We start from the raw sequence: 23113 nt of genomic DNA on the forward strand, positions 1-23113 counted from the left end.
TCCAGGGAGCAGCGTCCTGGCGGCGGGCGAAGCGTTCGCGCCGGGCACGCGGCGTCGGCAGACCGCCTTCTTTCTCGCAAACGACAGAGAGGCCGGACACGCCGGCCTCTTTTCCGTTGCTCGCGGTGCTCAGTTGGTCTTCTTGCTCTTCTTCTTGGCAGGCTGTGCCGCCTCGGCCCCCTGCACACCCAGGTTGCCGCCGGTTCCCAGGCCACCCTGGACCTCTTGCGCCTTGTAGCTGCGCACCGCGCGTACCAGATTGTTGTACGAGTCCGTAAAGGCGGCGACGATCACCTTGCCCTGCGCGGTGTTCGCGTAACCACCGGCCGCCCCCCCCATGCCGCGGCCAAAAAGACTGCCGACGGCGCCGAAGTCCATGTTGCTCGCGCTGCCCTCCGCCGCCGCCAGCTGCACACCGGAGCGGTTGTCCACCAGCGTCAGCAGCGTGCTCGCCTCCTTGACGTTCACACTGCCGGCAATCGCACCGATCACGCCGAGCGCGCCGCTCATGCCGCCAAGTGCGCCACCCGCACCGCCCGCATTGCTGTTGCTGAAGGTAATCGATGGACTCATCGAATAGTCGGCCGAAACCATCTGCCCCTTCTGGAACTTGGAGCCCTTGCGCAGTTCCCCGGAGTCTTCCAGGGCGCGCTCCTGCATCATGTTGTTCATCGCCCGGCCGCGTTCGACGACGACAAAACAGTTCGATTGCTGGACCATCAGCTTGAGCACCGGCGTGGTCGATCCCAGGCCCCACTGGCCGGTCAGGATGCCGTACCACGGCGCCTGCGTATCCTCGACCACGGCAAGCGTGCCGAGCGAGCGATCGCACCTTTCGAGCTGGCTGTTGGCATTCTGGGCGTTCGCCCCGCCGGCCGACCCGGTGGCCGTGGTCTTCGCGTCTTGCGACCCCATCTGCATGTTCGAGCAAGCGGCCAGAAGTGCAGTTGCAGCGGAAGCGACGACCAGGCGTGCCGTACCGCGAGAACTCGTTAGAGCCATGAATCTTCTCCCTTCTCAATTGGCAATTGGCTGAATGCGGCGTGGCATCCCACCGACAGCGGCGCCCTCCACACCGGCCGCCACTATAACAGCACGGATACGACCTGCGCAGCCGGCCTGCAACCGCTCCCCAAGTGCCTGGGACTCAGCGGCGGCCGGACGGGCTGACGCCAATGCCAGCAAAGGCTATCGTTTCCCCGCTGCAGACGTCATTCACGCGGCAGGTCCGCTCTGGCGCGGTGGCAGCACTGCGAGCGCGAACTTCTGGCCTCGTGCTATCTCGTACTATCGCCGCGCAAGCGGGATCGTTGCCCCCAGGCTGCACGCGCTCAGCAGCGAGAACCGGCCGGGCACTGGGCCAGGGTGCTGGCCAACGGGGTTACCGGCCGCCCTTCCTGCACCCAGGAGCGCATCCCGTCCTTGACGTTGTACACCCGCTGGTAGCCCGCCTGCTGCGAGAGAAGCTGGCTTGCCGCCCGCGTGCGGTTGCCGCTACGGCAAATGACGATCACCGGCTGGTCGGGTTTGGCTACGCCCTGCACCTTTGCCAGCCAGGCCGGCGCATCGACGCGGCCCTGCTCATCAACGTAGGTAATCAATTTGCTGCCCGCGACGACGCCACTTTGCTGCCATTCGCCGGCAGTACGGATGTCGATCACCGGCACCCCTGCAGCCATCAGGCGCGCCAGCTCGGCGTTGTCGATATCGAACACTTCAGCGTCGGCCGCGCTCGCGAGCAGCAAGGAAGAAAACGCGCAAGCCATCATCCGGATCATGATCAGAACTCCTGTAACCTCGTTCCGGCCATTTTACAGTGATCGCCCGGCAATGGGGGCAAGGCAGCCGCGTCGCGGCACGAGCTTACGCTGACATCGCACTGAAAAATAACCCTTTTCAGGCTCCCAGCGGCGCGCTAGTATGGACGCTCTTTTTTGGGGCCGGCAACCGCGACCCCGGACTGCTGCCGAAGAAAGGAGTCGCTCGTCTTGAAACCGACCGATATCAGCGTCCCCGACTATTTCCACAAAGTCGTCGATTGCCAGTGGGCATGCCCGGCCCACACCCCGGTTCCCGAATACATTCGCCTGATCGCTGCCGGTCGCTACAGCGAGGCCTACATGGTCAACTGGGTATCGAACGTCTTTCCGGGAATCCTCGGGCGAACCTGTGACCGCCCCTGCGAACCCGCGTGCCGCCGCGGCCGCGTCGAGGACGAAACCCCGGACGGCCACGGCGAGCGCAAGGCGCCGGTCGCGATCTGCCGTCTGAAGCGCGTCGCCGCCGACTACAAGGAGGACATTCGCCACCTCCTGCCGCCGCCAGCGGCGCAGAAAAACGGCCGGCGCATCGCCTGCGTCGGCGCCGGGCCGGCATCGCTGACCGTAGCGCGCGACCTGGCGCCGCTCGGCTACGAGGTGGTGATCTACGACGGCGACGCTCTCGCCGGCGGCATGATGCGCACGCAGATCCCGAAGTTCCGCCTGCCAGAAGAAGTCATCGACGAGGAAACCGGTTACGTCCTCGACCTCGGCGTCGAGCTGCGCGGCGGCCAGTACGTCAGTTCGCTGAAGAACCTGCTAAGCGAAGGCTACGACGCGATTTTCGTCGGTTCCGGCGCGCCACGTGGCCACGACCTCGACATCCCCGGACGCAAGGAAGCAGCGAAGTCTATCCACCTGGGTATCGACTGGCTGGCCAGCGTCGCTTTCGGGCATACCACTTCGATCGGCAAGCGGGTGATCGTCCTCGGCGGCGGCAACACTGCGATGGACTGCTGCCGCTCGTCGCGCCGGCTTGGCGGCGAGGATGTCAAGGTCATCGTCCGCTCCGGCTTCGAGCAGATGAAGGCCAGCCCCTGGGAAAAGGAGGACGCGATGCACGAAGGCATCCCGATCCTCAACAACCTGGTCCCCAAGGCCTTCACGCACATCGGCGGACGGCTCACCGGCGCCACCTTCGAGAAGGTACGGGTGGAATTCGACGACAAGGGCCGCCGCAGCCTGGTACCGACCGGCGAACCCGACGCTCATTTCGATTGTGACGAGGTGCTGGTCGCCGTTGGCCAGGACAACTCCTTCCCGTGGATCGAGCGCGACATCGGCATCGAATTCGACAAGTGGGGCCTGCCCAAGGTCAATGAGGAGACCATGCAATCGACCGTGCCCAACGTCTTCTTCGGCGGTGACGCTGCCTTCGGGCCGAAAAACATCATCTGGGCGGTTGCCCACGGCCACCAGGCGGCGGTCTCCATCGACCGCATGCTCAACGGCGAGGACCTTGCCGAGCGGCCCGCACCGCAGACTTCACTGGTCTCGCAAAAGATGGGCATCCATCAGTGGATGTACGACAACGCCATCTCGGCCGATCGGCGCCTGCGCGTGCCGCTGCGCGACCTGAACGCCGCGTTGAAGAACATCAAGATCGAAGTCGAGCTGGGCTTCGATCCGCAGCTGGCTTTCCAGGAGGCGCAGCGCTGCCTGAACTGCGACGTGCAGACGGTCTTTGCACCCAAGCTGTGCATCGAATGCGACGCGTGCATGGACATCTGCCCCATGGACAGCATCTCCTTCACCCTCAACGGTGACGAGGAAGACCTGCGCCAGCGGCTGAGCGCGCCGGCACTGGATGCGAGCCAGGATCTCTATGTGTCGGATGCGCTGAAGACCGGGCGGGTGATGGTCAAGGACGAGGATGTCTGCCTGCACTGCGGACTCTGTGCCGAACGCTGTCCGACCGGCGCCTGGGACATGCAGAAATTCCTCTTCGCAAGCACCTACGCCGGACCTGGTTGCCGCAATGCAGGCTCTCCCCCGCCTTTGCCCGAGCCCGCGGGCACACCTTCACCCGAGAAAAGGCCAAGGGCAAGGCAAAAGCCAGCGCCGGCTCCCGACCAGCAAACCGCCTGAGGAACGAAAATGCAGAAGATCGAAGCGGTCAATGATTTCGTCATCAAGTTTGCCAACATCAATGGCTCGGGATCGGCGTCGGCGAACGAACTCGTCGCGCGTGCCATCCTGCGCATGGGAGTGCCGGTCTCGCCGCGCAACATCTTCCCGTCGAACATCCAGGGGCTGCCGACCTGGTTCGAAGTACGCGTCACCGAGCGCGGCTACCTCGGCCGGCGCGGTGGCGTCGATATGATGGTGGCCATGAACCCGCAGACCTGGGACCAGGACGTCCGCGAGATCGAGATGGGCGGCTACCTGTTCTACGACAGTTCGCGGCCACTGCCCCGCTCGCGGTCGCGCGACGACATCCACGTCATCGGCATGCCGCTCACCGAACTGTGCAACAACACGTACAGCGACCCGCGCCAGCGACAGCTGTTCAGGAACATCCTCTACGTCGGCGCCCTGGCGCACCTGCTGGAGATCGAGACAAGCGAAATCGAGAAGCTTTTCGGGCAGCAGTTCAAGGGCAAGGAGAAGCTGCTCGATTCCAACATCCAGGCGCTCAACGTCGGCCGCGACTACGCGCGCGAACACCTCAAGCCGATCGGTCTCAAGGTCGAGCGCCGTGACAAGGTCGGCGACCACATCTTCGTCGATGGCAACACCGCCGCGGCGCTGGGCTGCGTCTATGGCGGCGCGACGGTCTGCGCCTGGTACCCGATCACCCCGTCATCTTCGGTCGCCGAGGCCTTCATCCGCTTCACGCAGAAGTTGCGCGCCGACCCGCAGACCGGCAAGCAGCGCTGCGCGGTGGTCCAGGCCGAGGACGAACTGGCGTCGATCGGCATGGTCGTCGGCGCCGGCTGGAACGGCGCACGCGCCTTTACCGCGACTTCGGGACCGGGCATCTCGCTGATGTCCGAGTTCATCGGCCTTGCCTTCTTCGCCGAGATCCCGGCCGTACTGATCAATGTCCAGCGTGGCGGCCCTTCCACCGGCATGCCGACGCGCACCCAGCAATCCGACATCCTTGCCTGCGCCTACGCCTCGCACGGCGACACCCGGCACGTGCTGCTTTTTCCGGAAGATCCCTACGAGTGCTTCGAGATGTCGGCGCAGGCGCTCGACCTCGCCGAGCGCCTGCAGACGCCGGTCTTCGTCATGAGCGACCTCGACATCGGAATGAACCAGCGGCTGTGCCGCCCGTTCGCCTGGGACGACAGCGTCGAATACGACCGCGGCAAGGTGATGACCCGCGAGGCACTCGACGCCGGCAGCGAATTCGGCCGCTACCTGGACGTCGACGGCGACGGCATCACCTACCGCACCTATCCGGGAACGCACCCGACCAAGGGCGGCTATTTCACGCGCGGAACGACCAAGAACGCTTACGCCGGCTACTCCGAAGCGGGCCCGGACTACGTCGACAACATGCAGCGCCTGCTGCGCAAGTTCGAAACCGCCAAGTCGCTGGTGCCGCTGCCGGTGCTCACCGCCGCCAGGTACCCGGCACGCTTCGCCGTCCTCTTCTACGGCTCGACCAGTCCGGCGATGCACGAAGCACTCGACGCGCTGGCCGAACACGGCATCTATCTCAACGCCCTGCGCATACGCGCTTTCCCGTTCCAGAACGAGATCGTCGACTTCGTCGCGGCGCACAGCAAGGTCTTCGTTTTCGAGCAGAACCTGGACGGACAGCTGACCACCCTGCTGATCAACGAGGCCGGGGTACGTCCGGCGAGCCTGGTGACGGTCGTTCATTACGACGGAACGCCGATCACCGCGCGCTTCATTACGCAGGAAATCGCCGACCGCGTCGCACGCCTGAACGTGCATTCCTTCAAAGAAGACAGAGTGGCCTGACATGACCTACCTCGCCAAACCCAGACTTCACCACCCGACCCTGGCCAAGAACCGCGTCGGTTACACGCGCCGCGACTACGAAGGCAAGATATCGACCCTCTGTGCCGGTTGCGGGCACGACTCGATCTCGGCGGCGATCATCCAGGCCTGCTGGGAACTCGACATCGAGCCGCACCGCGTCGCCAAGCTCTCGGGAATCGGCTGCTCATCGAAAACACCGGACTACTTTCTCGGCAATTCGCATGGCTTCAACACCGTGCACGGGCGCATGCCGTCGGTTCTCACCGGCGCCAACCTGGCCAACCGCGAACTGATCTACCTCGGCGTGTCCGGGGACGGCGACTCGGCGTCGATCGGCCTGGGCCAGTTCGCGCACGTCCTTCGCCGCGGCGTCAACATGACCTATATCGTCGAGAACAACGGCGTCTACGGGCTGACCAAGGGACAGTTCTCGGCGACCGCCGACAAGGGCTCGAAGTCCAAACGCGGCCAGGCCAACAACGACACGCCGATCGACCTCGCCAGCCTGGCGCTGGTGATGGGCGCAACCTTCATCGGGCGCAGCTTCTCGGGCGACAAGGCGCAACTGGTGCCGCTGATCCGGGCAGCGATCGCCCACCCCGGCGCTGCGGTGATCGACGTCGTCTCGCCCTGCGTCGCCTTCAACAACCACTCCGGCAGCACCAAGAGTTACGACTATGTGCGTGAGCACAACGAAGCGGTCAACCGCCTTGATTTCTTCCCGCAGCGCGACGAGATCACCACCGAGTACGGCGAGGGAGAGGTCATCGATGTCCGCCAGCACGACGGCTCGATCCTCCGCCTGCGCAAGCTGCACGCCGAGTACGACCCGGGTGACCGGGTACGCGCGATGGCCTACGTGCAGGAGCACGCCGCGCGCGGCGAAGTGGTCACCGGGCTGCTCTACGTCGACAACGACGCCTGCGATCTGCACGAGCAGATCAACAGCGTTGAGCAGCCCCTGAACACTCTGACCGCCGCCGAACTGTGCCCCGGCTCGGCCGTCCTTGAGAAGATCAACGCCTCGCTACGCTAAGTGCTGCATGGGCTCGCCGGCGCCCTGTCGTGCCGATCGACAGGGTGCCGCTGTCGCCATTCCCAGCGGCTATAATCGCGGCTTGTTCATCTCCCTGGCGCACCCGTGTCCGACCGTCTTGCCGTACTGGCCCAGTACCTGCTGCCCAAGCAGGCCCTCACCACCCTCGCCGGCAGCTTCGCCGGCGCACAGGCAGGCGCGCTTACCACCAGGGTCATCCGCTGGTTTGTCAAGCGTTACCGCGTCGATCTGAGCGAGGCCGCCGATGCCGACCCCGGCAGCTACAAGAGTTTCAACGACTTCTTCACGCGTGCCCTGCGTGCCGATGCGCGGCCGCTCTCCAGGGCCGACTTTCTCTGTCCGGTCGACGGCGCGATCAGCCAGTTCGGGGGCATCGAAGGCGAGCAGATTTTTCAGGCCAAGGGGCACCACTACTCGACGACGGCGCTGGTCGGCGGCGATGCCAAACTGGCAGCCGGCTTCACCGATGGCGCTTTTGCGACGCTCTACCTCAGCCCGCGCGACTATCACCGCATCCACATGCCGGTCGGCGGACGACTGATGCGAATGATCCACGTCCCCGGCGAACTGTTCTCGGTCAATCCGGCGACCGCCCGCGGCGTACCCGGCCTGTTCGCGCGCAACGAACGCGTGGTCTGCGTTTTCGAAGGCGACTGGGGCAGCTTCGTTATGGTCCTTGTCGGCGCCACCATCGTCGGCAGCATGGCCACCGTCTGGCATGGCCGGGTCAACCCGCCGCGCAGCGGGAAGATCCGCGAATGGTCTTACGCGGGGCAGCAGATCGTGCTCGGCAAAGGAGAGGAAATGGGACGCTTCCTGCTCGGCTCAACGGTGGTCATGCTCTTCCCCAAGGACCTGCTACGCTTCAATCCGGCCTGGGCGCCGGGCGGCGCCGTGCGCCTGGGCGAGAGCATGGGCTGCAGCGCGCAGCCGTGCTGAGTCGCCGATGAAGCTGCTCTCGGCATTCTCGGCATTCCCGGCGCTCGCCGCGCTCGCTCTCGCCAGCGCAGCCCCCGACGGCCTGGCGGACGCATTGCCCGCCGGCAACTGCGCGGATCCGCAAGCGGCGACCGATCTCTCGCAGTGCGATTTTTCGCGTCAGAAACTGGTCGGCAGGAACCTGCGCGGTGCACGCCTGGCGGGCGCGCGAATGGAAAGCACGGACTTCCGCCAGGCCGATCTGCGCGACGCCGACTTGCGTGGCAGCAACGCCAAGTGGGCCAACTTCAGTGCCGCCAACCTGGCCGCTGCCGACTTTCGCGAGGCGGACCTTTTTCACGCCACTTTCGACGACGCCAACCTGAGCAACGGCAATCTGCAGCGCGCCAATCTGTTCGGCGCCAACCTGATCAACGCCAAGGCCCAGGGTGCCGATTTCTCGGGGGCGTACCTCAAGGACATCCTGATGGAAGGGATCGACCTCAGCGGCGGCTCGATCCGCAACTGCAACGCCTTGCGTGGCGTCTTTTCGGATGCGCGACTGGTCGGCACCGACCTCTCCGGCGCCGACCTGACCGGCGCCGCCATGGACAGTGCCGATCTCACCAACAGCACGCTCAAGGGCACCCGCCTCGCCGGCGCGACCTTGCGCCATGCGCTCTTCAGAGGTGCCAATCTGGACTCTGCCGACTTCAGCAACGCCGACCTCTGGGACGCCAATTTCCAGCAGGCGACGAACCTCGATGATTCCGTACGCGCGGCACTGGCCGAGCCTTTCGTGGTCAGGGGGCGCTGAATGCTGGATGGCCTCCGGATGCCAGTTTCCCGCTTGCCCGACGCCGGCAAGCGGCCGCGTGCAGCAATTCGGGAAAAGGCGACCTTCGTTCGCTTTTTTTCCGTACGGCGGACGGGTAAACGTGACCAAGGCGCCGCCGCCCTGTGTATCCTGGACGCCGTTTGACCTGCCTGGCTTTTTTCACCACGCAGCCACGACCATCAGCCGCGGTTGACGGGAGGACGAGATGATTTTCGGAAGCCGGGAGAAAGTCCGCAGCCTTGACGCGTGCCTCGGCGAGCTCGAGACGCAGAATGAAGCACTGCCCGGGCAACTGGCGTCGGCGCCGACCGCGCACGCCGAGTCTCGGCAGGCTTCCGAGGCCACGCAGAAGCGTGGTCGGGAACTACCGCGGCTATTCCTGACCCTCGACACGGCTACCCGCGCGCGTGAAGCCGGTCGCGGTTTCGCCGTCGTTGCCGACGAAGTGCGCAAGCTCGCCGACCGAACAAGGAACGCCGAAGACTTTGCCTCGCATACCGGCTGCCGTCCGGGCCGATGGTATTATGCGGGCGACGGAAAACGCCACTGCACTCGACTTGACGGTTACCGGGCGATCGAAACGCCGCACCGGGACGTTCACCGACATGGCCGGGCAGCCGTCGAGGCCCGTCGTACCGGCGACTTCGCGCGCGGAGTGGACGCCAGCGAGCACATGGAAACCGCCAGCAAGGCTGTGCTGCTGGGCCTCGAACGACTGGCCCAGGACGGCGAAGCGAGCCCCGATACCCTTTTCCTGAAACACTGACCCGGCATCATTTGCCGTCTTTTCATGTCTGCACGCACTACCCTCACCGCAGCCCGCCACATCGTGGTCGAGGGCCCCATCGGCGCCGGCAAGACCAGTCTTGCGCGACGCCTCGGCGCGCACATCGACGCGCAACTGCTGCTCGAGCAACCCGAGCTGAACCCCTTCCTGAGCCGCTTCTACCAGGACCAGCAGCGCTTTGCCCTGCAGACGCAACTCTTCTTCCTGTTCCAGCGCCTCGACAAGCTGCGCGATCTGGCTCAACCCGATTTCTTCACGCGCCCAGTGGTTGCGGACTACCTGCTCGAGAAAGATCCGCTGTTTGCACTGCTGACACTCAATGAAGACGACTACGGGCTGTACCGAAAAATCTACGAGCATCTGTCACCCACGGCGACGCCACCCGATCTGGTGATCTACCTGCAGGCCAACCCGGAAACGCTGATCGCCCGCGTGCGCAAGCGCGGTGTGGACATGGAGCGGCGGATCAGTGACTCCTATCTGACCGTCCTCGCGGAAAGCTATATGCGTTTTTTCCACAATTACGATGCGGCGCCGGTGATGGTCGTGAACTCGGAAAACATCAACTTCGTCGACTCAGACGACGACTTTCAACTACTCGTCAAGCGCATCGAGTTGATGCGTGGACACCGCGAGTATTTCAACCGGGGAGAGTAAACCCATGTCCACCCATGTCGCGACGCGCAGGCGCACGCACGTCGACCTCGCCAAAATGCGTGCCAATGGCGAGAAAATCGCCATGCTCACGTGTTACGACGCGAGCTTCGCGCAGCTCTGCGACACCGCCGACGTAGATGTGCTGCTGATCGGCGACTCGCTCGGTATGGTGCTGCAAGGCCGTGATTCGACGCTGGCGGTGACGCTGGCCGACGTCGCCTACCACACGGCGTGTGTCGTGCGCGGCAGCCATCGTCCGATGATCATCGCCGACATGCCCTTCGGCAGCTTCCAGGAAAGCCCGCAGCAGGCGCTGCGCAACGCCGTCCCTCTGGTTGCCAGTGGCGCACAGATGGTCAAGATCGAAGGCGGCGCCGAGATGGCCGAAACGACGCGCTTCCTGAGCAGCAGAGGCATTCCGGTCTGCGGCCACGTCGGGCTCACCCCGCAGTCGGTACACCAGATCGGCGGCTATCGCGTCCAGGGCAGAGACAATTCCGGAGCCGTCCGGCTGCTGGCCGACGCGCTCGCCCAGCAGGAAGCCGGGGCAACGCTGATCGTTCTCGAGGCCATCCCCGAGGCGCTGGCCGCTGAAGTCACTTCCAGCCTCGCCATCCCGACCATCGGCATCGGTGCCAGCCGCGAATGCTCGGGGCAGGTGCTGGTCCTGCACGACATGCTCGACATCTCGACCGGCAGGAAGGCACGCTTCGTCAGGAACTTCATGGCTGGCGAGACGACGATCGCCGGGGCCATCGTCGCCTACGTTGCCGCGGTCAAGAACGGCAGTTTTCCGGGGCCCGAGCACTGCTACTGACGGCACGCCTGCCAGTGACAGACAAGGCGCGCCGGGCGAGGCGTTCTCGACGAGTTTCACAAGAGGTCCACAAAACATATGCAGATTCACTCCCCGATCCCCGAGCTGCGTCAGGCGCTGATGAAGCGTGGCCGGGTCGTTTTTGTCCCGACCATGGGCAACCTGCACGCCGGCCACATCGCGTTGATGACCGCGGCGCGCGCCCACGGAGACACCGTCGTCGCCAGCATTTTCGTCAACCGCCTGCAGTTCGGACCCAGTGACGACTTCGACCTTTATCCGCGCACCCTGAAGGAGGATTGCGAGAAGCTCGCCGCGGCCGGCGTCGACGTCCTTTTTGCACCCACCGAGGGCGATCTCTACCCCGAGCCGCAGCAATACCACGTCGAGCCACCAGCCATTCAGAACCAGCTCGACGGCGAGTTCCGCCCCGGCCATTTCCGCGGCGTGGCGACCGTCGTTCTCAAGTTGTTCAACATCGTTCAGCCGCAAGCGGCGCTGTTCGGAAAAAAGGACTATCAGCAATTGATGGTGCTGCGCAACATGACGCGCCAGCTGGCCTTGCCGATCGAAATCATCGGTGGCGAGACCGTTCGTGCCGCCGACGGTCTGGCGCTCTCCTCGCGTAACGGCTACCTGTCCGCTGCCGAGCGGGCCGAAGCGCCACGTCTGCAACGCCTCCTGCAGCAGGTCAGCGCGGCCATCCGTGCCGGTGAAACCGATTTCGCCCGGCTCGAACGCGAAACCGCCGGCGAACTTGACCGGCATGGCTGGAAAACAGACTACGTCGCCGTGCGTCGGCAGGCGGACCTGCAGCTTCCCGATACTGGCGGGAAGCAAGCGCTGGTAGTCCTCGCAGCCAGCCGGCTGGGCCCTGCGCGACTGATCGACAATCTCGAAATCGATGCCCCAGGCGGCCGTTGACAGGCAGCGATTAGCCGCTACAATGCCCTTCCCCCTTTAACTCAAAACCCGGTGATTCCATGCAGAGGACAATGCTGAAGTCGAAGCTGCACCGCGTCAGCACCACACACGCCGAGCTCCACTATGAAGGTTCTTGCGCCATTGACGAGGACCTTCTGGATGCGGCGAATATCCGTGAGTACGAACAGATCGACATCTGGAACGTCAACAACGGCGAGCGGTTCACGACCTACAGCCTGCGTGCCGAGCGCGGCTCTGGTGTCATCTCGGTGAATGGTTCCGCTGCACGCCGTGCCGCGCCGGGCGACATCCTGATCATCGCCAGCTTCGCGCTGTATAACGAAGTCGAGCTGGCCAAGTACGCGCCGAAACTGATTTACGTGGACACCCAGAACCGCATCGTCCGCACCGCCGGCATGATTCCGACGCAGGCAGCTGCCTGAGCGGCGAGTCATCTGCTGCAGTGAAAAAAAAGCCGCGACCGAGTCGCGGCTTTTTTTGTTCAGGCGCTCGTCGGGAGCGCATTATTGACCGTTCGCACCCTGCACGGCGTCGTCAAGGCGTGCCCGGCTTGGCGGGCGGCCTCGCGCCGCCTGGTCATCACGCCGTTTCCGGCCCAGCCTTGGGCTTGCGCGGCCGACGTGGCCGCGGCGCCGGCTTCTTGACCGGCGCCAGCTCCGTCGCATCGCTGCTGGCCGTGGCCGCGGCCGTTTCGACAACGACCACAGTCGACCCCGACTCCAGCGCCGGCTCGGGAGAAGGTTGCGCACCTGGCTCAGCAGACGCGGCAACACTGGCAACCGTTTTTGCAGCGGTCCGGCGGCGCCCCGGAGTACGTGGTCTAGCGGCCGGCTGGCGATCCTCGCTGTCCCGACCGGGACTCCCGGGCGCGCTGGCCACGTCGACCGGCGGTAGCGACGCCGAGGCGTCTGGCGACACAAGAGGTTCGGGCGCTGACGACGATTGCCGCGCATCTGCGCCTTCCGCGGACGCCGACACCTGTGGCGCTGCGGGTAGCACCGGCGCATCGACGGAGTCTGCGCTGGCAGCAGCGTCTTCCCGACCCTGACCGTCAGCACTTTCCCCACCGTCATCCGTGGCAGCGGCCTCTTCCTTGCCCGGCTTCGGCTCACGCTCCCGCTTGGCACCTTTCTCGCCACCCTTTCGGCGGCCCTGCCCCTTGCGCCGCCCAGCCGCCTGCTCGCCCTGTTCATCGACGCTTGTTGCGCCGTCCACGGGCACTGCCGGCACCGCCGGCGGCAAGCCCTCGACGCCGAGCTCGGCGGGTGCTTCAGCGGCAGCGTCACCGCCGTTGCTGCGATAGACGTAAGTGCCCGACTTTTCGTCACGACCAATGACCAGCAGCCCGCGCTTCTGCGCTTCTTCGAGCAGGTTGCCAAAAACCCGGAAACCGTAGTACGACTCGTTGAAATCGGGCTTGCGCCGCTTGATCGCTTCCTTGAGCATCGACGCCCAGATCTTGCCGCTGTCACCACGCTCGCCGATCAGGGCGTCGAAGGTCGCCACGGCCAGCTCGACGGCCTTGCTGCGGCGCGCCTCGAGTTCCGCCCTGCGTTGCGCATCCTCCTCCGGCGAGCGCCTGACTACCGGCTGGGCTTCCTTCGAGTCGCGCCGCGCCGAGCGCTGAATCTCGCGCACCAGGTCGTCGTAGAAAATGAACTCGTCGCAATTGGCGATCAGGAGATCCGAGGTTGACTGCTTGACGCCAACACCAATTACATATTTCGCGTTCTCGCGCAGCTTGGAAACCAGCGGCGAGAAATCCGAGTCACCACTGATTATGACAAAGGTGTCGACGTGCGATTTGGTGTAACAGAGGTCGAGGGCATCGACGACCAGGCGAATATCGGCTGAATTCTTGCCCGATTGACGCAGGTGCGGAATCTCGATCAGCTCGAAGTTCGCCTCGTGCATCGCGGCCTTGAAGCCCTTGTATCTCTCCCAGTCGCAATAGGCTTTCTTGACGACGATACTGCCCTTGAGCAACAGGCGTTCGAGGACCGGCTTGATATCGAACTTGTCGTAGTTTGCATCGCGAACACCGAGGGCGACGTTCTCGAAGTCACAATAAAGCGCCATGATGGCGGTTTCGGGCGCGACGGCCATGATTTTGTTTCTCCAGTGATTGCGGCGCTACGCCTGAGCGTGGCGGCTTGAGGGTCTGATCGGAAAGCGCGAGGAAGTCGAGAGGGCCTGGCCACAACACACGCGGCCAGCACGGAACGATCGACCGACTGTCAGGAAATGATCCGGGGCGCGACTTTCAGACGGCAGGTTCAAGAGACTCGGGATCCAGAGCCCATTCGCGATGGTAAACAATTGCCTGCAGGAAGCAAGGAAAGTCTTTCTCAGGCGACGCCGATGGCGGGATCTGCCGTGAAGTCGTACCATTGCCGCTCGAACTCGCGCAGCCCGGCGCGCGAACCGGGATCGCTCCGTCGCCAACGCCGACCCGCTGCGACCAAATCCGGTACCGTCGGTGGCGACAAACGATCTCCAAGAAGAAGGGAACACCATGATGCGTCAGCTGCTGCTTATTGTTGCCCTTGCCACGCTCGCCGTCAGCGGCTGCGCGAGCAAGCCCACGGTCCAGACCACCGGCAAGCCGGTCAAGCTGGCCCTGGCGCTTGGCGGCGGTGCGGCGCGCGGTTTTGCCCACGTCGGCGTGATCAAGGCCCTGGAAAGCCAGGGTATCGTGCCGGATATCGTCGTCGGCACCAGCGCCGGCGCCGTCGTCGGCGCGCTCTACGCTGCCGGCAACGGCGGTTTCGAACTGCAGAAGCTCGCACACCGCCTCGACGAAACGAAAATCAGCGACTGGTCGCTGCCCGACCGCGGCGTGCTGAAGGGAGATTCCTTGCAGCAGTTCATCAATGACGCGGTCGGCCAGCGTCCGCTGGAGGCCCTGAACAAGCCTTTCGGGGCGGTCGCCACCGACCTGCGCAACGGCGACAGCGTCGTCTTTCGCACCGGCAACACGGGCATGGCGGTACGTGCTTCGGCGACCGTCCCCGGAATCTTCCAGCCGGTACGCATCAACGGCCGGGAATACGTCGATGGCGGTCTGAGCAGCCTGATTCCGGTGCGCGCGGCGCGCGAAATGGGCGCCGACGTGGTCATCGCCGTCGACATCTCGGCGCGCCCCGGTAACCAGCCGGTACGCAGCACCTTCGACATTCTCATGCAGACTTTCACCATCATGGGCCAGAGCCTCGCCCGCTACGAGCTCCAGGAGGCCGACGTGGTGATTCGTCCACAAGTCGGCGCCGTCGGCTCGACCGAGTTCCAGGCGCGCCACGACGCCATCCTGGAAGGCGAAAAAGCGGCGCAGGCGGCACTGCCGAAGATTCGCGAAGCGTTGAAGAAAGCGGGCCGCAGCTGAGCCTCTCGACGAACCGCCCAGCCCTACCCTTCTAGCGCCTCCCAGCGTTCGAGCAAGCGCAGCAGCTGATCGTCGATTTCGCTCAGCCGAGCGGCCAGCCGCTGTGCTTCGTCGGGCTGTTCCCGGTAGAGGTCAGCGTCGGCCAGGCGTTCGCCGACGGCCTTCTGCTCGTTTTCCAGCGCGCTGATCCGCTGCGGCAACTCCTCCAGTTCGCGCGCTTCCTTCCACGACAGCTTGCTGCCGCCCGGTTTTTGAGCAGCCGCCCTGGCGCTGGCTACGGTCTCGGCCGCGCGCGCGTCGCTGCGCTTGCCGCTGCTCGCCGCCAGCGCCTCGTCACGCAACCACGCCGCCTGATAGTCGGCCCAGTCCTGATAGCCACCGGCGTACTCGCGCCAGACACCGTCGCCGTCCGAGGCGATGGTCTGGGTCACCACGTTGTCGATGAACGCCCGGTCGTGGCTGACCAGGAACAGCGTGCCGCTGTACTCCTGCAGCAACTCCTCGAGGAGTTCCAGCGTCTCGATGTCGAGGTCGTTGGTCGGCTCGTCGAGCACCAGGACGTTCGCCGGCCGCGCAAAAAGCCGTGCCAGCAGCAGGCGGTTGCGTTCGCCACCGGACAGCGAGCTGACCAGCGAACGCGCGCGCTGTGGCGCAAAGAGGAAATCGCCGAGGTAGCTGATCACGTGCTTCCGCTGGTTGCCGATCTCGACGAAGTCCGAGCCCGGCGAGATCACGTCGATCAGGGTTGCCTCGTCGTCGAGCGCGCTGCGGAACTGGTCGAAGTAGGCCACCTCCACCTTCGTCCCCAGGTACACCTTGCCCTGGTCGGGTGCCAGCTCGCCGAGAATCAGGCGCAACAGGGTCGTCTTGCCGGCGCCGTTCGGGCCGATGACGCCGATCTTGTCGCCACGCTGCAGGCGACACGAGAAATCCCGCACCACCGCCTTCTCGCCGTAGCTCTTGCTGACGTGCTCGAGCGCCGCCACCAGCTTGCCGCTCTTCACCCCTGCATCGAGCGCCAACTCGACCTTGCCCTGGCGCTCGCGTCTCGCCGCCCGGTCACGCCGCAGCTGTTCCAGTCGCAACACACGTCCCTCGTTGCGCGTGCGCCGAGCCTTGATGCCCTGGCGAATCCAGACTTCCTCCTGGGCCAGGAATTTGTCCGAGCGGGCATTATTCACCGCCTCGTCGTGCAGCATTGCTTCCTTGCGCGACTGGTACTCGCTGAAGCTGCCCGGACAGGAAAGCAGGCGGCCACGGTCGAGTTCGACGATACGCGTCGCCACGCGCTCGAGAAAGCGGCGATCGTGAGTGATGAAGGCCAGCGTCACCCCCGACGAGACGAGCATTTCCTCCAGCCACTCGATGGCGCCGATGTCCAGGTGGTTGGTCGGCTCGTCGAGCAGCAACAGCTCAGGCGAAACGGCGAGCGCCTGGGCCAGCGCCAGGCGCTTCTTCTGGCCGCCGGAAAGTGTTCCCACCAGCGCGTCGGCGTCGAGCGAAAAGCGCTGGATGACGCGCTCGGCCTGCGCCTCGAACGACCAGGCATCGCGTGCTTCGAGCTCCGTCTGCAGGACCTGCATGCGCTCAAGCAGCGCTTCGTGATCGGCATCGGCTTCACCCAGTGCGTGCGATACCGCGTGGTACTCGGCAAGCAGCGCCGACAGATCACCCATGCCGGCAACCACCGCCTCGAAAACCGTCAACGCTGCGTCGAACGGTGGTTCCTGTGGAACGTAACCGACGCGCAGACCCGGCTGCCGCCACACCGTCCCGTCGTCAAGAGCGCCGGTGCCCGCCAGCGCGCAGAGCAGCGAGGACTTTCCGGTGCCGTTGCGACCGATCAGCGCCACCCGTTCGCCAGGGTCGAGCTGGAATTCGGCGTGATCGAGAAGCGGCACGTGGCCAAAGGCAAGCGAGGCGTCGGAGAGGATCAGGTACGGCATGAGGGCGGATAGCTTTCCTGTGGGGGGTGCTGCGTAAAAAAAACGCGCGCTGGCCGGAGCCGAGAACCCGGTGACCATCGGGAGCGCACGGCAAGAGCGCGCGATTTTACTCCGATGCGTGCCCGGGCAGGTCCGAATCGGGCCACGGCGGTGCACGCGGGTCGCGCACCACGACGCGCCGGGCTCGCGCATCCGCCTTCGAATCCGCAGTCGAATTGGCGAAATCAAAGGCAGCGGCTACAATAGCCGCCCCTCTCCTCGTAGCACAATGGATAGTGCACGCGCCTCCTAAGCGTGGGATACAGGTTCGATTCCTGTCGAGGGGACTACCAGCGCTTCCAGAGCAGTCCGCAAAAGTCCAGAAACGTCCATTTATTCAATGACAAAGGTGCGTTTTACCATCCAGGGTTAGCTACCAAAATCCGTTGCTATCCGCCCATCTGCGGGGTATTATTTGGGGTATCTTCCACGGACGGTGGGGTATGATGGCCCTTTCAGATGCTGCAGTTCGATCTGCCAAATCGACAGAGCGTCCGACAAAGCTCTTTGACGGCCGCGGTTTGTTCCTTTTCGTAACGCCTGCTGGCGGCAAACTGTGGCGATTTAAGTATTGCTACGCAGGCAAAGAGAAGCTCCTGTCGCTGGGAAGATACCCCGATATCACTCTCAAGGAAGCACGAGCCCTCAGCGACGACGCACGTAAGCTGCTGGCACATGGCATTGATCCGGGCGATCGGCGCAAGGCCGGTGCCAGCACATTTGAAGCCGTGGCGCGCCGGTGGTTTGCCAAGCAACAGGCTGCGCTCGTACCGGCCTTCGCAAGGAAGGTTATCCGTTCACTCGAAGCCGACGTGTTTCCGACCCTCGGCAACCGGCCAATCAACGACATCAAGCCGCCGGAAGTGCTGATGGTACTTCGCAAAGTCGAAGCACGCGGAGCGCTGGAAACCCTTAAACGAATTCGACAGCGCGTCGCCGATGTTTTCACCTTCGCTATCGCCGAGGGATTGCGCGAGGACGTGAATCCGGTCACTGGCCTGGAGAAGGCGCTGAAAACGGCCAAGGCTGAGCACCGCCCCTCTCTGCACTCTCGCGAACTGCCGGAATTCTTCATCAGGTTGGATGCAGCGCGAATTTCCAAGCCAGTAAAACTGGCAGTCCGCCTATCGCTGCTCACATTCCTCCGACCCGGGGAACTGCGCTGCGCACGCTGGGAGGAGATCGACCTTGAAAGGGCAACCTGGATTGTACCGGGTGAGCGCGATCGTGCCCGGGGCCTGGTTGGCATGAAGATGAAGGAAGACCACCTTGTACCCTTGTCCAGGCGAGCCGTCGAAGTGTTCGAGGAGTTGCACGCCTATTCGGGAGACGGTGACTTGGTGTTCCCAAATCGCAACGACCCACGGCGGCCTATCAGCGATGGCACCGTAAACAGCGCACTGCGGGCAATGGGGTACTCGACCGCGGAGGCCTGCGGGCACGGATTCCGTGCTACAGCCGCGAGTGCCCTGGCAGAGCTGGGTTTCAGGCGCGAAGTGATTGATTCCCAGCTGTCGCACCGTGAGCGTAGCGCGGTGCTGGGCGCGTATGTGCACATGGCCGAGTATGCTGAAGAACGCCGCCGCATGATGCAGCACTGGGCAGACTACGTTGACAACCTGGAGCATGGACGAAACGTCGTACCCCTGAAGAAGACCGTCGCCCATCGTCGCGCGGTCGATGCGGCCTGAACGAGGACTCTACCGAGTGCCATGGTCTGCGCGCGAAGAGCGGCCAGATCTCTCCCAATGCTCCGCTCCCACACCCCCAAACCCTTGCAAGAAAGCCCTTTCTAACGCGTCGCCCGATAGGACTGGACGGACTGAAGCGGCTCCAACCGACTCGCCTGGATCTGTTCGCTGATCCACAACTGCACCTCAGCCTCGACCCATCCCGACGAGCGCCCGAGCTTGATCTGTTTCGGAAATTCGCCCCTTTTGATCTTGTCGTAGATTGACGATCGGCCAAGCCCCACCATGGACTTGACTTGGGGAAGACGTATCAACCGTTGATTCATAGCATCACCTCACCTTCCATCGGACAGACCGGATTCATCCGCGCCAAGCGTCGATTCCATGAGTCGACTCTAGTACGGCGAGGAGAGGCTCACAGAGCCGAAATGCGAACTTTTCGAGCGCATTTCGCACGTCCAGGACGCTGGCGGTGAATGGTGGAGGGCAATCACTCTACGAGGGATGCGGTCGATCGAGCAGCAGCGTCGTTGCCGACTACTCGCAGCCAGCGGGCGCCAAGCGAGGTCGGCAATCGATCCGTAAAGCCAACGACAAGTCAGCGTCTGACGTCGCCTGGAACTTACTCTCAATGTAAAGACCGCGATGCTCGCTGATCATTTCTTCCGCACATCAGCTAGCCACGGTGCCACGCGAACCGTCTAGCCGTTAGTGGCTTCGCCCTTGCCGGCCACTGTTTGCTTGAAGACGGCCCCCGCAGAAAACTTGGGCACCGTCGTGGCGGCAATGCTGAGCTTCGCGCCAGTTTTCGGGTTCTTGCCTTCGCGAGCCGCGCGCGGTGCCGCTTTGAAAGACCCAAAGCCCACCAGTGTCACCGAATCGCCGTTGGCGACGGCTGTCACGATTTCTTCAAGCAGGGCATCGACGGCACGGCCCGCGGCCACCTTGGACAGATCAGCTTTGCTCGCCAGCGCTTCAATCAGCTCGGACTTGTTCATTGAGGTACTCCCCGTTGGTGGTTAGTGAGGGCCCGATTCTCTCATCATTGCCGCCGGCGACTCACCCGAAAGCACGCGCGACGCCGCGTCAAGGTCAATCCCTTCGCTCGGTGGCTGCCCGTCACGGCACAGATTGAGTTCGTAGCGAACGGCAAACGGGACCCGCTTGCCATCTCCTATCGGCACCTCGTTCTGGATCAGCATCGCCTCCAGGCGAGCACAACCAGCCTCGGCAAACTTCCTCAATGTTCTGACCTGAAGCCGCACCGGCGCAGACGACCGCGTCTGCCCCTTGAAGAACTCCGCCATCCGCCCACTCAGCTCCCCGTCGGATCGACCATCGGGCGCATCGATCGCGGCGATCAGATGGTGCTTCAAGTCCGCAGCAAGAACGTCTCTGGTGCCGAGCGGTGCCAGGACGCACAGCGCTATCGCAAGGGCTTTCAGGGCTGCTTTCATCGACTCTCCCCGAGGGCACGGCTGACCATCCACCTATCCGAAGACATCGCGTCCTCGCCCGAAAAAAAGAGGCGTGCTCAGTCATCACCGGTTGTAGTAACTATTGACGCGTTGCTCGACGGTGCCGCGGACGTTCTGCCCGATCGACGACGCCGTGGGTACGCGCACGCTGGCCGTGACTTCGGCGATGAACTCACCCAAGTCGATCTGCGAGAAATCGAGCCGGTCGAACTCCGCCGGAGTGAATCCGGAACAGTCCGGATGCCTGCCGCTTCCCCAGCTCTTTCCGATCTGTCCCCTGCCCTGTTCATTGATCAACCGGGCCAGGCGAGAGTTGAAACAGCAATACGACTGGGTCTGTTCGATGCACGTCCGGATGATCGGCACCCGGGCCGAACAGAAGGAGCCCACCGCGACGCACAGATTGGCATCCCGGTGCATGGCCAGCAGTTGCTCGGCCTGGTCACACGAGAGCAGGTCCGAGAGAAGTTCGAGGGCCACCGCCACGGCCAAGGAGTAAGGATCGAAATAGAAATTGAAGCTGCCCAGCGACCCGATAGAAAAAATCGGTCCGGCGAGCAGGCCACTGGTCATCGTCCCCGTGGACAGGGTCAGCCCATAGAAACTGAACGACGGCTGGAAATTCGTCGGCGTGAACAGCACCTCTGACGAGATCATCGCCTTCGCGCCCGCTTCGAGATAGCCGGCGTACTGCGGATACATGAAATCGAAGACGTACTTGCTGCCGGCGTTCACCGCCAGCTGACCTCCCGCGTACGCCCCCTGGATCGCCGCCGACATCAGCGCGTTGTTGCTTTTCGCCGTACGACCGCCGCCCTTCTTGCAGCAGTTCACCAGACCGAAGAGCCGCTTGCGACACTGCTCCGTGACGCCCGTGAACAGCCGCTGATCGCCGCCATAGACCCCGGCTTCGCGTGCCGCCTCCAGCGTGGCGAGGACTTTTCCGAAATCCTGATCGGCGGGATGGCTGGTGTCGAAACAGCCACCGCCCTGACAGAACGCCGCCTGATCGCAGACCGTGCGCTGCGTCTGAACCGCCGGCGAGGTCTGGCACGAGTAGCTGCGTTCGCTCAGGTCGCAAGCGCCCGAGGGCAGGCGGTCGACACAGTCGCTGCCCACCTGGGTGCATCCCCGGTCGATCAGCTCCTGGCAGTCATCGCTCAGCGCCGTCGCGGCACAGGTGTAGTCCTCGGACCACGCCCAGCAGGAATCGCCCGCACTTAGGGCCCCTTCCGGAAGGGGCGAGACGGTGTCCAGGCAGACCTGCAGGCCGTTGATCGTCTTGCAAGGCGTGTTGTCCGTGCAGGTGTGCGCGGCATGGACGCAATTGCTGCTTTCCGCCAGCGAGGTACAGCCGCTGGTGTCGAGTGTGTTCGAGACGATGGTGTACGAAGTGTCGAGTGGCACGACCGTCGGCGGGTTGGTCGATGCCGTCACGTTGGTGCACTGATACTGGCGCGTGTATTGATTGCACGACCCGTCGAAGGCCGTGCTGTCGCAGGTCGAAGTGAGCAGCGTACAGCCCTCGGTCGCCTTGATCGCCGCGCAGTAATCGAGGGGGTCGTCGGCAATGCACGAATAGTCGTCCTGATAGCGCCAACAGCTCGCCGTCGAGTTCAGCCCGCCTTCCGGCGGCGTCACGCCGGCCAGGCAAACCGTCGCCCCGCTGGCATCCAGCTTGCATGGCGTCGAATCGACGCAGGTATGCGCCGCCAGCCGGCAGCGTGCGTTCTGCGCATAGCTGCTGCAGGCACTGGCGTCGGGAGCGTCGGTGAGCAGCGTGTAGCTATTGCTCAACCGAAGCGTGTTGCTGGGCTCTCCCTGATCGGTGCCACACTGAAACGTCTTCGTATAAGTGTTGCAGCTCCCATTGAATGCGGTATCGCTGCAGCTCGAACCGATCTGCCCGCAACCGGCCGTGGCCAGTGCGGCACAGTAGTCGATGGCCTCGGGCTTGATGCAGGTATAGGTGTCCTGGTACTCCCAGCAGCCGCCAACCTGTGCCAGCGTCACTACGATGCCGGAGATCGTCTTGCTCGCGGTGCTATCGACACAAGTCGAACTCGCCAGCCGACAATCGCCGGCGGTCGCTTGTCCCGCGAGGGTGATGACGAACGACATCGCAAGCAACGCCTTCATCACTGCGCTCGCTGCTGCAAGCTGGCGCACTCGCTCGACCGCCAACTGCCGACCGTCGTGGACATCGGCAGCTGCAACGCCGCCCCGGTGCCGCTGCCACCGGCCGAGTTGCAGCCGGCACTGACGTTGCGCACCGACGGCGTACAGGTGGTCGCGCTGCAGCTGACGCTGAAATAGACGTAGAGATGGCAGCCGAAACCGAGATCGCTGACGTAGTGATCGCTGACCGATTGACCGGGCGCGACCGCCACCGGGAAACGGCCGTAGCTGCCATCCCAGGAATAGCCGAGTGTCTGGTAGTCGAAGCGATTGGCGCCGTCGCTGGAACGGTAGGGCTCCACTTCGTACGATCGACCATCGCTACCGCAAAAGATGTTCATCGCCATGTACGGATCGACGCAGCGGCCGCAATCGACAAACGCCGCGCGGCCGAGCCAGACACCGGGGGAGCACTGGCCAAACCCGACGGTGACGGAAACCCCTCGCCGACAGCTCAGCGACTCGTAGCCCTGCACCGTCTGATTGCACTGGTAGCGGTAACGCGTATCGACGGCGATCTGTTGCCTATGAAGCACGAGGCATTGCTCACCGACTGCATCTGTTCGACGCACTGGTAGCGGATGATGCTGATCGACGCTGATC

The 23113-nt window shown here is 64.0% G+C and carries 20 protein-coding genes, 1 tRNA gene and 1 pseudogene; 13 read left to right on the forward strand and 9 right to left on the reverse strand.

Features of this window, described 5'->3' with window-relative positions:
- Positions 1-129: 129 nt before the first annotated feature.
- Positions 130-1002, reverse strand: a complete 873-nt coding sequence (locus QZ613_RS07050; RefSeq protein WP_291901260.1) for a CsgG/HfaB family protein — start codon at positions 1000-1002, stop codon at positions 130-132.
- Between the two features lie 329 nt (positions 1003-1331).
- Positions 1332-1778, reverse strand: coding sequence for a rhodanese-like domain-containing protein (locus QZ613_RS07055; RefSeq protein WP_291868464.1), 447 nt, complete (start codon positions 1776-1778; stop codon positions 1332-1334).
- Positions 1779-1988: 210 nt separating this feature from the next.
- Here QZ613_RS07055 and QZ613_RS07060 point away from each other — a divergent pair.
- From QZ613_RS07060 to panD, 10 genes and pseudogenes are all read left to right on the forward strand, one after another.
- A pseudogene (locus tag QZ613_RS07060) lies at positions 1989-3785 on the forward strand (FAD-dependent oxidoreductase); the annotation flags it as partial.
- A gap of 132 nt (positions 3786-3917) precedes the next feature.
- Positions 3918-5756: a 2-oxoacid:acceptor oxidoreductase subunit alpha gene (locus tag QZ613_RS07065; RefSeq protein ID WP_291868459.1), complete on the forward strand. Its 1839-nt coding sequence runs from the start codon at positions 3918-3920 to the stop codon at positions 5754-5756.
- Position 5757: 1 nt separating this feature from the next.
- Positions 5758-6813 carry a 2-oxoacid:ferredoxin oxidoreductase subunit beta gene (locus QZ613_RS07070; RefSeq protein WP_043564961.1) on the forward strand — a complete coding sequence of 352 codons (1056 nt, stop codon included), beginning with the start codon at positions 5758-5760 and terminating at the stop codon, positions 6811-6813.
- Between the two features lie 105 nt (positions 6814-6918).
- Positions 6919-7773, forward strand: coding sequence for an archaetidylserine decarboxylase (gene asd, locus QZ613_RS07075; RefSeq protein WP_291868455.1), 855 nt, complete (start codon positions 6919-6921; stop codon positions 7771-7773).
- A 7-nt stretch (positions 7774-7780) separates the two neighbouring features.
- Positions 7781-8569, forward strand: coding sequence for a pentapeptide repeat-containing protein (locus QZ613_RS07080; RefSeq protein WP_291868452.1), 789 nt, complete (start codon positions 7781-7783; stop codon positions 8567-8569).
- A gap of 226 nt (positions 8570-8795) precedes the next feature.
- Complete coding sequence (locus QZ613_RS07085) at positions 8796-9356, forward strand: CZB domain-containing protein (protein WP_043564963.1); 561 nt, start codon at positions 8796-8798, stop codon at positions 9354-9356.
- A gap of 24 nt (positions 9357-9380) precedes the next feature.
- Complete coding sequence (locus QZ613_RS07090) at positions 9381-10034, forward strand: deoxynucleoside kinase (RefSeq protein ID WP_043564964.1); 654 nt, start codon at positions 9381-9383, stop codon at positions 10032-10034.
- A gap of 4 nt (positions 10035-10038) precedes the next feature.
- Positions 10039-10851 carry a 3-methyl-2-oxobutanoate hydroxymethyltransferase gene (gene panB / locus QZ613_RS07095; protein WP_291868447.1) on the forward strand — a complete coding sequence of 271 codons (813 nt, stop codon included), beginning with the start codon at positions 10039-10041 and terminating at the stop codon, positions 10849-10851.
- Positions 10852-10929: 78 nt separating this feature from the next.
- Entirely contained in the window at positions 10930-11775 is an 846-nt protein-coding gene (gene panC / locus QZ613_RS07100; protein ID WP_043564966.1) for a pantoate--beta-alanine ligase, read from the forward strand.
- A gap of 59 nt (positions 11776-11834) precedes the next feature.
- Positions 11835-12218, forward strand: a complete 384-nt coding sequence (gene panD, locus QZ613_RS07105) for an aspartate 1-decarboxylase (RefSeq protein WP_043564967.1) — start codon at positions 11835-11837, stop codon at positions 12216-12218.
- Between the two features lie 157 nt (positions 12219-12375).
- On the opposite strand, the gene QZ613_RS07110 is transcribed toward panD, so the two are convergent.
- Positions 12376-13902, reverse strand: a complete 1527-nt coding sequence (locus QZ613_RS07110) for an NYN domain-containing protein (protein ID WP_291868440.1) — start codon at positions 13900-13902, stop codon at positions 12376-12378.
- Between the two features lie 412 nt (positions 13903-14314).
- Between QZ613_RS07110 and QZ613_RS07115 the strand changes: the two genes are divergently transcribed.
- Positions 14315-15178 (forward strand): patatin-like phospholipase family protein, encoded by an 864-nt coding sequence (locus QZ613_RS07115; RefSeq protein WP_291868467.1) that lies wholly within the window; start codon positions 14315-14317, stop codon positions 15176-15178.
- Between the two features lie 23 nt (positions 15179-15201).
- Here QZ613_RS07115 and QZ613_RS07120 read toward each other — a convergent pair whose 3' ends face one another.
- Positions 15202-17124, reverse strand: a complete 1923-nt coding sequence (locus QZ613_RS07120) for an ATP-binding cassette domain-containing protein (protein WP_291868437.1) — start codon at positions 17122-17124, stop codon at positions 15202-15204.
- A 254-nt stretch (positions 17125-17378) separates the two neighbouring features.
- On the opposite strand from QZ613_RS07120, the gene QZ613_RS07125 reads away from it, so the two are divergent.
- A tRNA-Arg gene (locus QZ613_RS07125) sits at positions 17379-17450 on the forward strand.
- A 156-nt stretch (positions 17451-17606) separates the two neighbouring features.
- Positions 17607-18854 (forward strand): integrase arm-type DNA-binding domain-containing protein, encoded by a 1248-nt coding sequence (locus tag QZ613_RS07130; RefSeq protein WP_291981853.1) that lies wholly within the window; start codon positions 17607-17609, stop codon positions 18852-18854.
- A 101-nt stretch (positions 18855-18955) separates the two neighbouring features.
- Here QZ613_RS07130 and QZ613_RS07135 read toward each other — a convergent pair whose 3' ends face one another.
- From QZ613_RS07135 to QZ613_RS07155, 5 genes are all read right to left on the reverse strand, one after another.
- The gene (locus QZ613_RS07135) at positions 18956-19180 is read right to left on the reverse strand and encodes an AlpA family transcriptional regulator (RefSeq protein WP_291981855.1); all 225 of its coding nucleotides are present in this window, start codon (positions 19178-19180) and stop codon (positions 18956-18958) included.
- A 375-nt stretch (positions 19181-19555) separates the two neighbouring features.
- The gene (locus QZ613_RS07140; protein ID WP_291981856.1) at positions 19556-19852 is read right to left on the reverse strand and encodes an HU family DNA-binding protein; all 297 of its coding nucleotides are present in this window, start codon (positions 19850-19852) and stop codon (positions 19556-19558) included.
- Positions 19853-19873: 21 nt separating this feature from the next.
- Positions 19874-20311 (reverse strand): hypothetical protein, encoded by a 438-nt coding sequence (locus QZ613_RS07145; protein ID WP_291981858.1) that lies wholly within the window; start codon positions 20309-20311, stop codon positions 19874-19876.
- A gap of 84 nt (positions 20312-20395) precedes the next feature.
- Entirely contained in the window at positions 20396-22471 is a 2076-nt protein-coding gene (locus tag QZ613_RS07150; protein ID WP_291981860.1) for a conjugal transfer protein TraN, read from the reverse strand.
- On the reverse strand, positions 22471-23046 hold the full coding sequence (locus tag QZ613_RS07155; RefSeq protein WP_291981862.1) for a hypothetical protein: 576 nt from the start codon (positions 23044-23046) through the stop codon (positions 22471-22473). Before QZ613_RS07155 ends, QZ613_RS07150 begins: the two co-directional genes overlap by 1 nt.
- Between the last annotated feature and the right edge of the window lie 67 nt (positions 23047-23113).

Source organism: Candidatus Accumulibacter sp. ACC005 (assembly GCF_907163215.1).
Classification (GTDB): Bacteria; Pseudomonadota; Gammaproteobacteria; order Burkholderiales; family Rhodocyclaceae; genus Accumulibacter; species Accumulibacter regalis.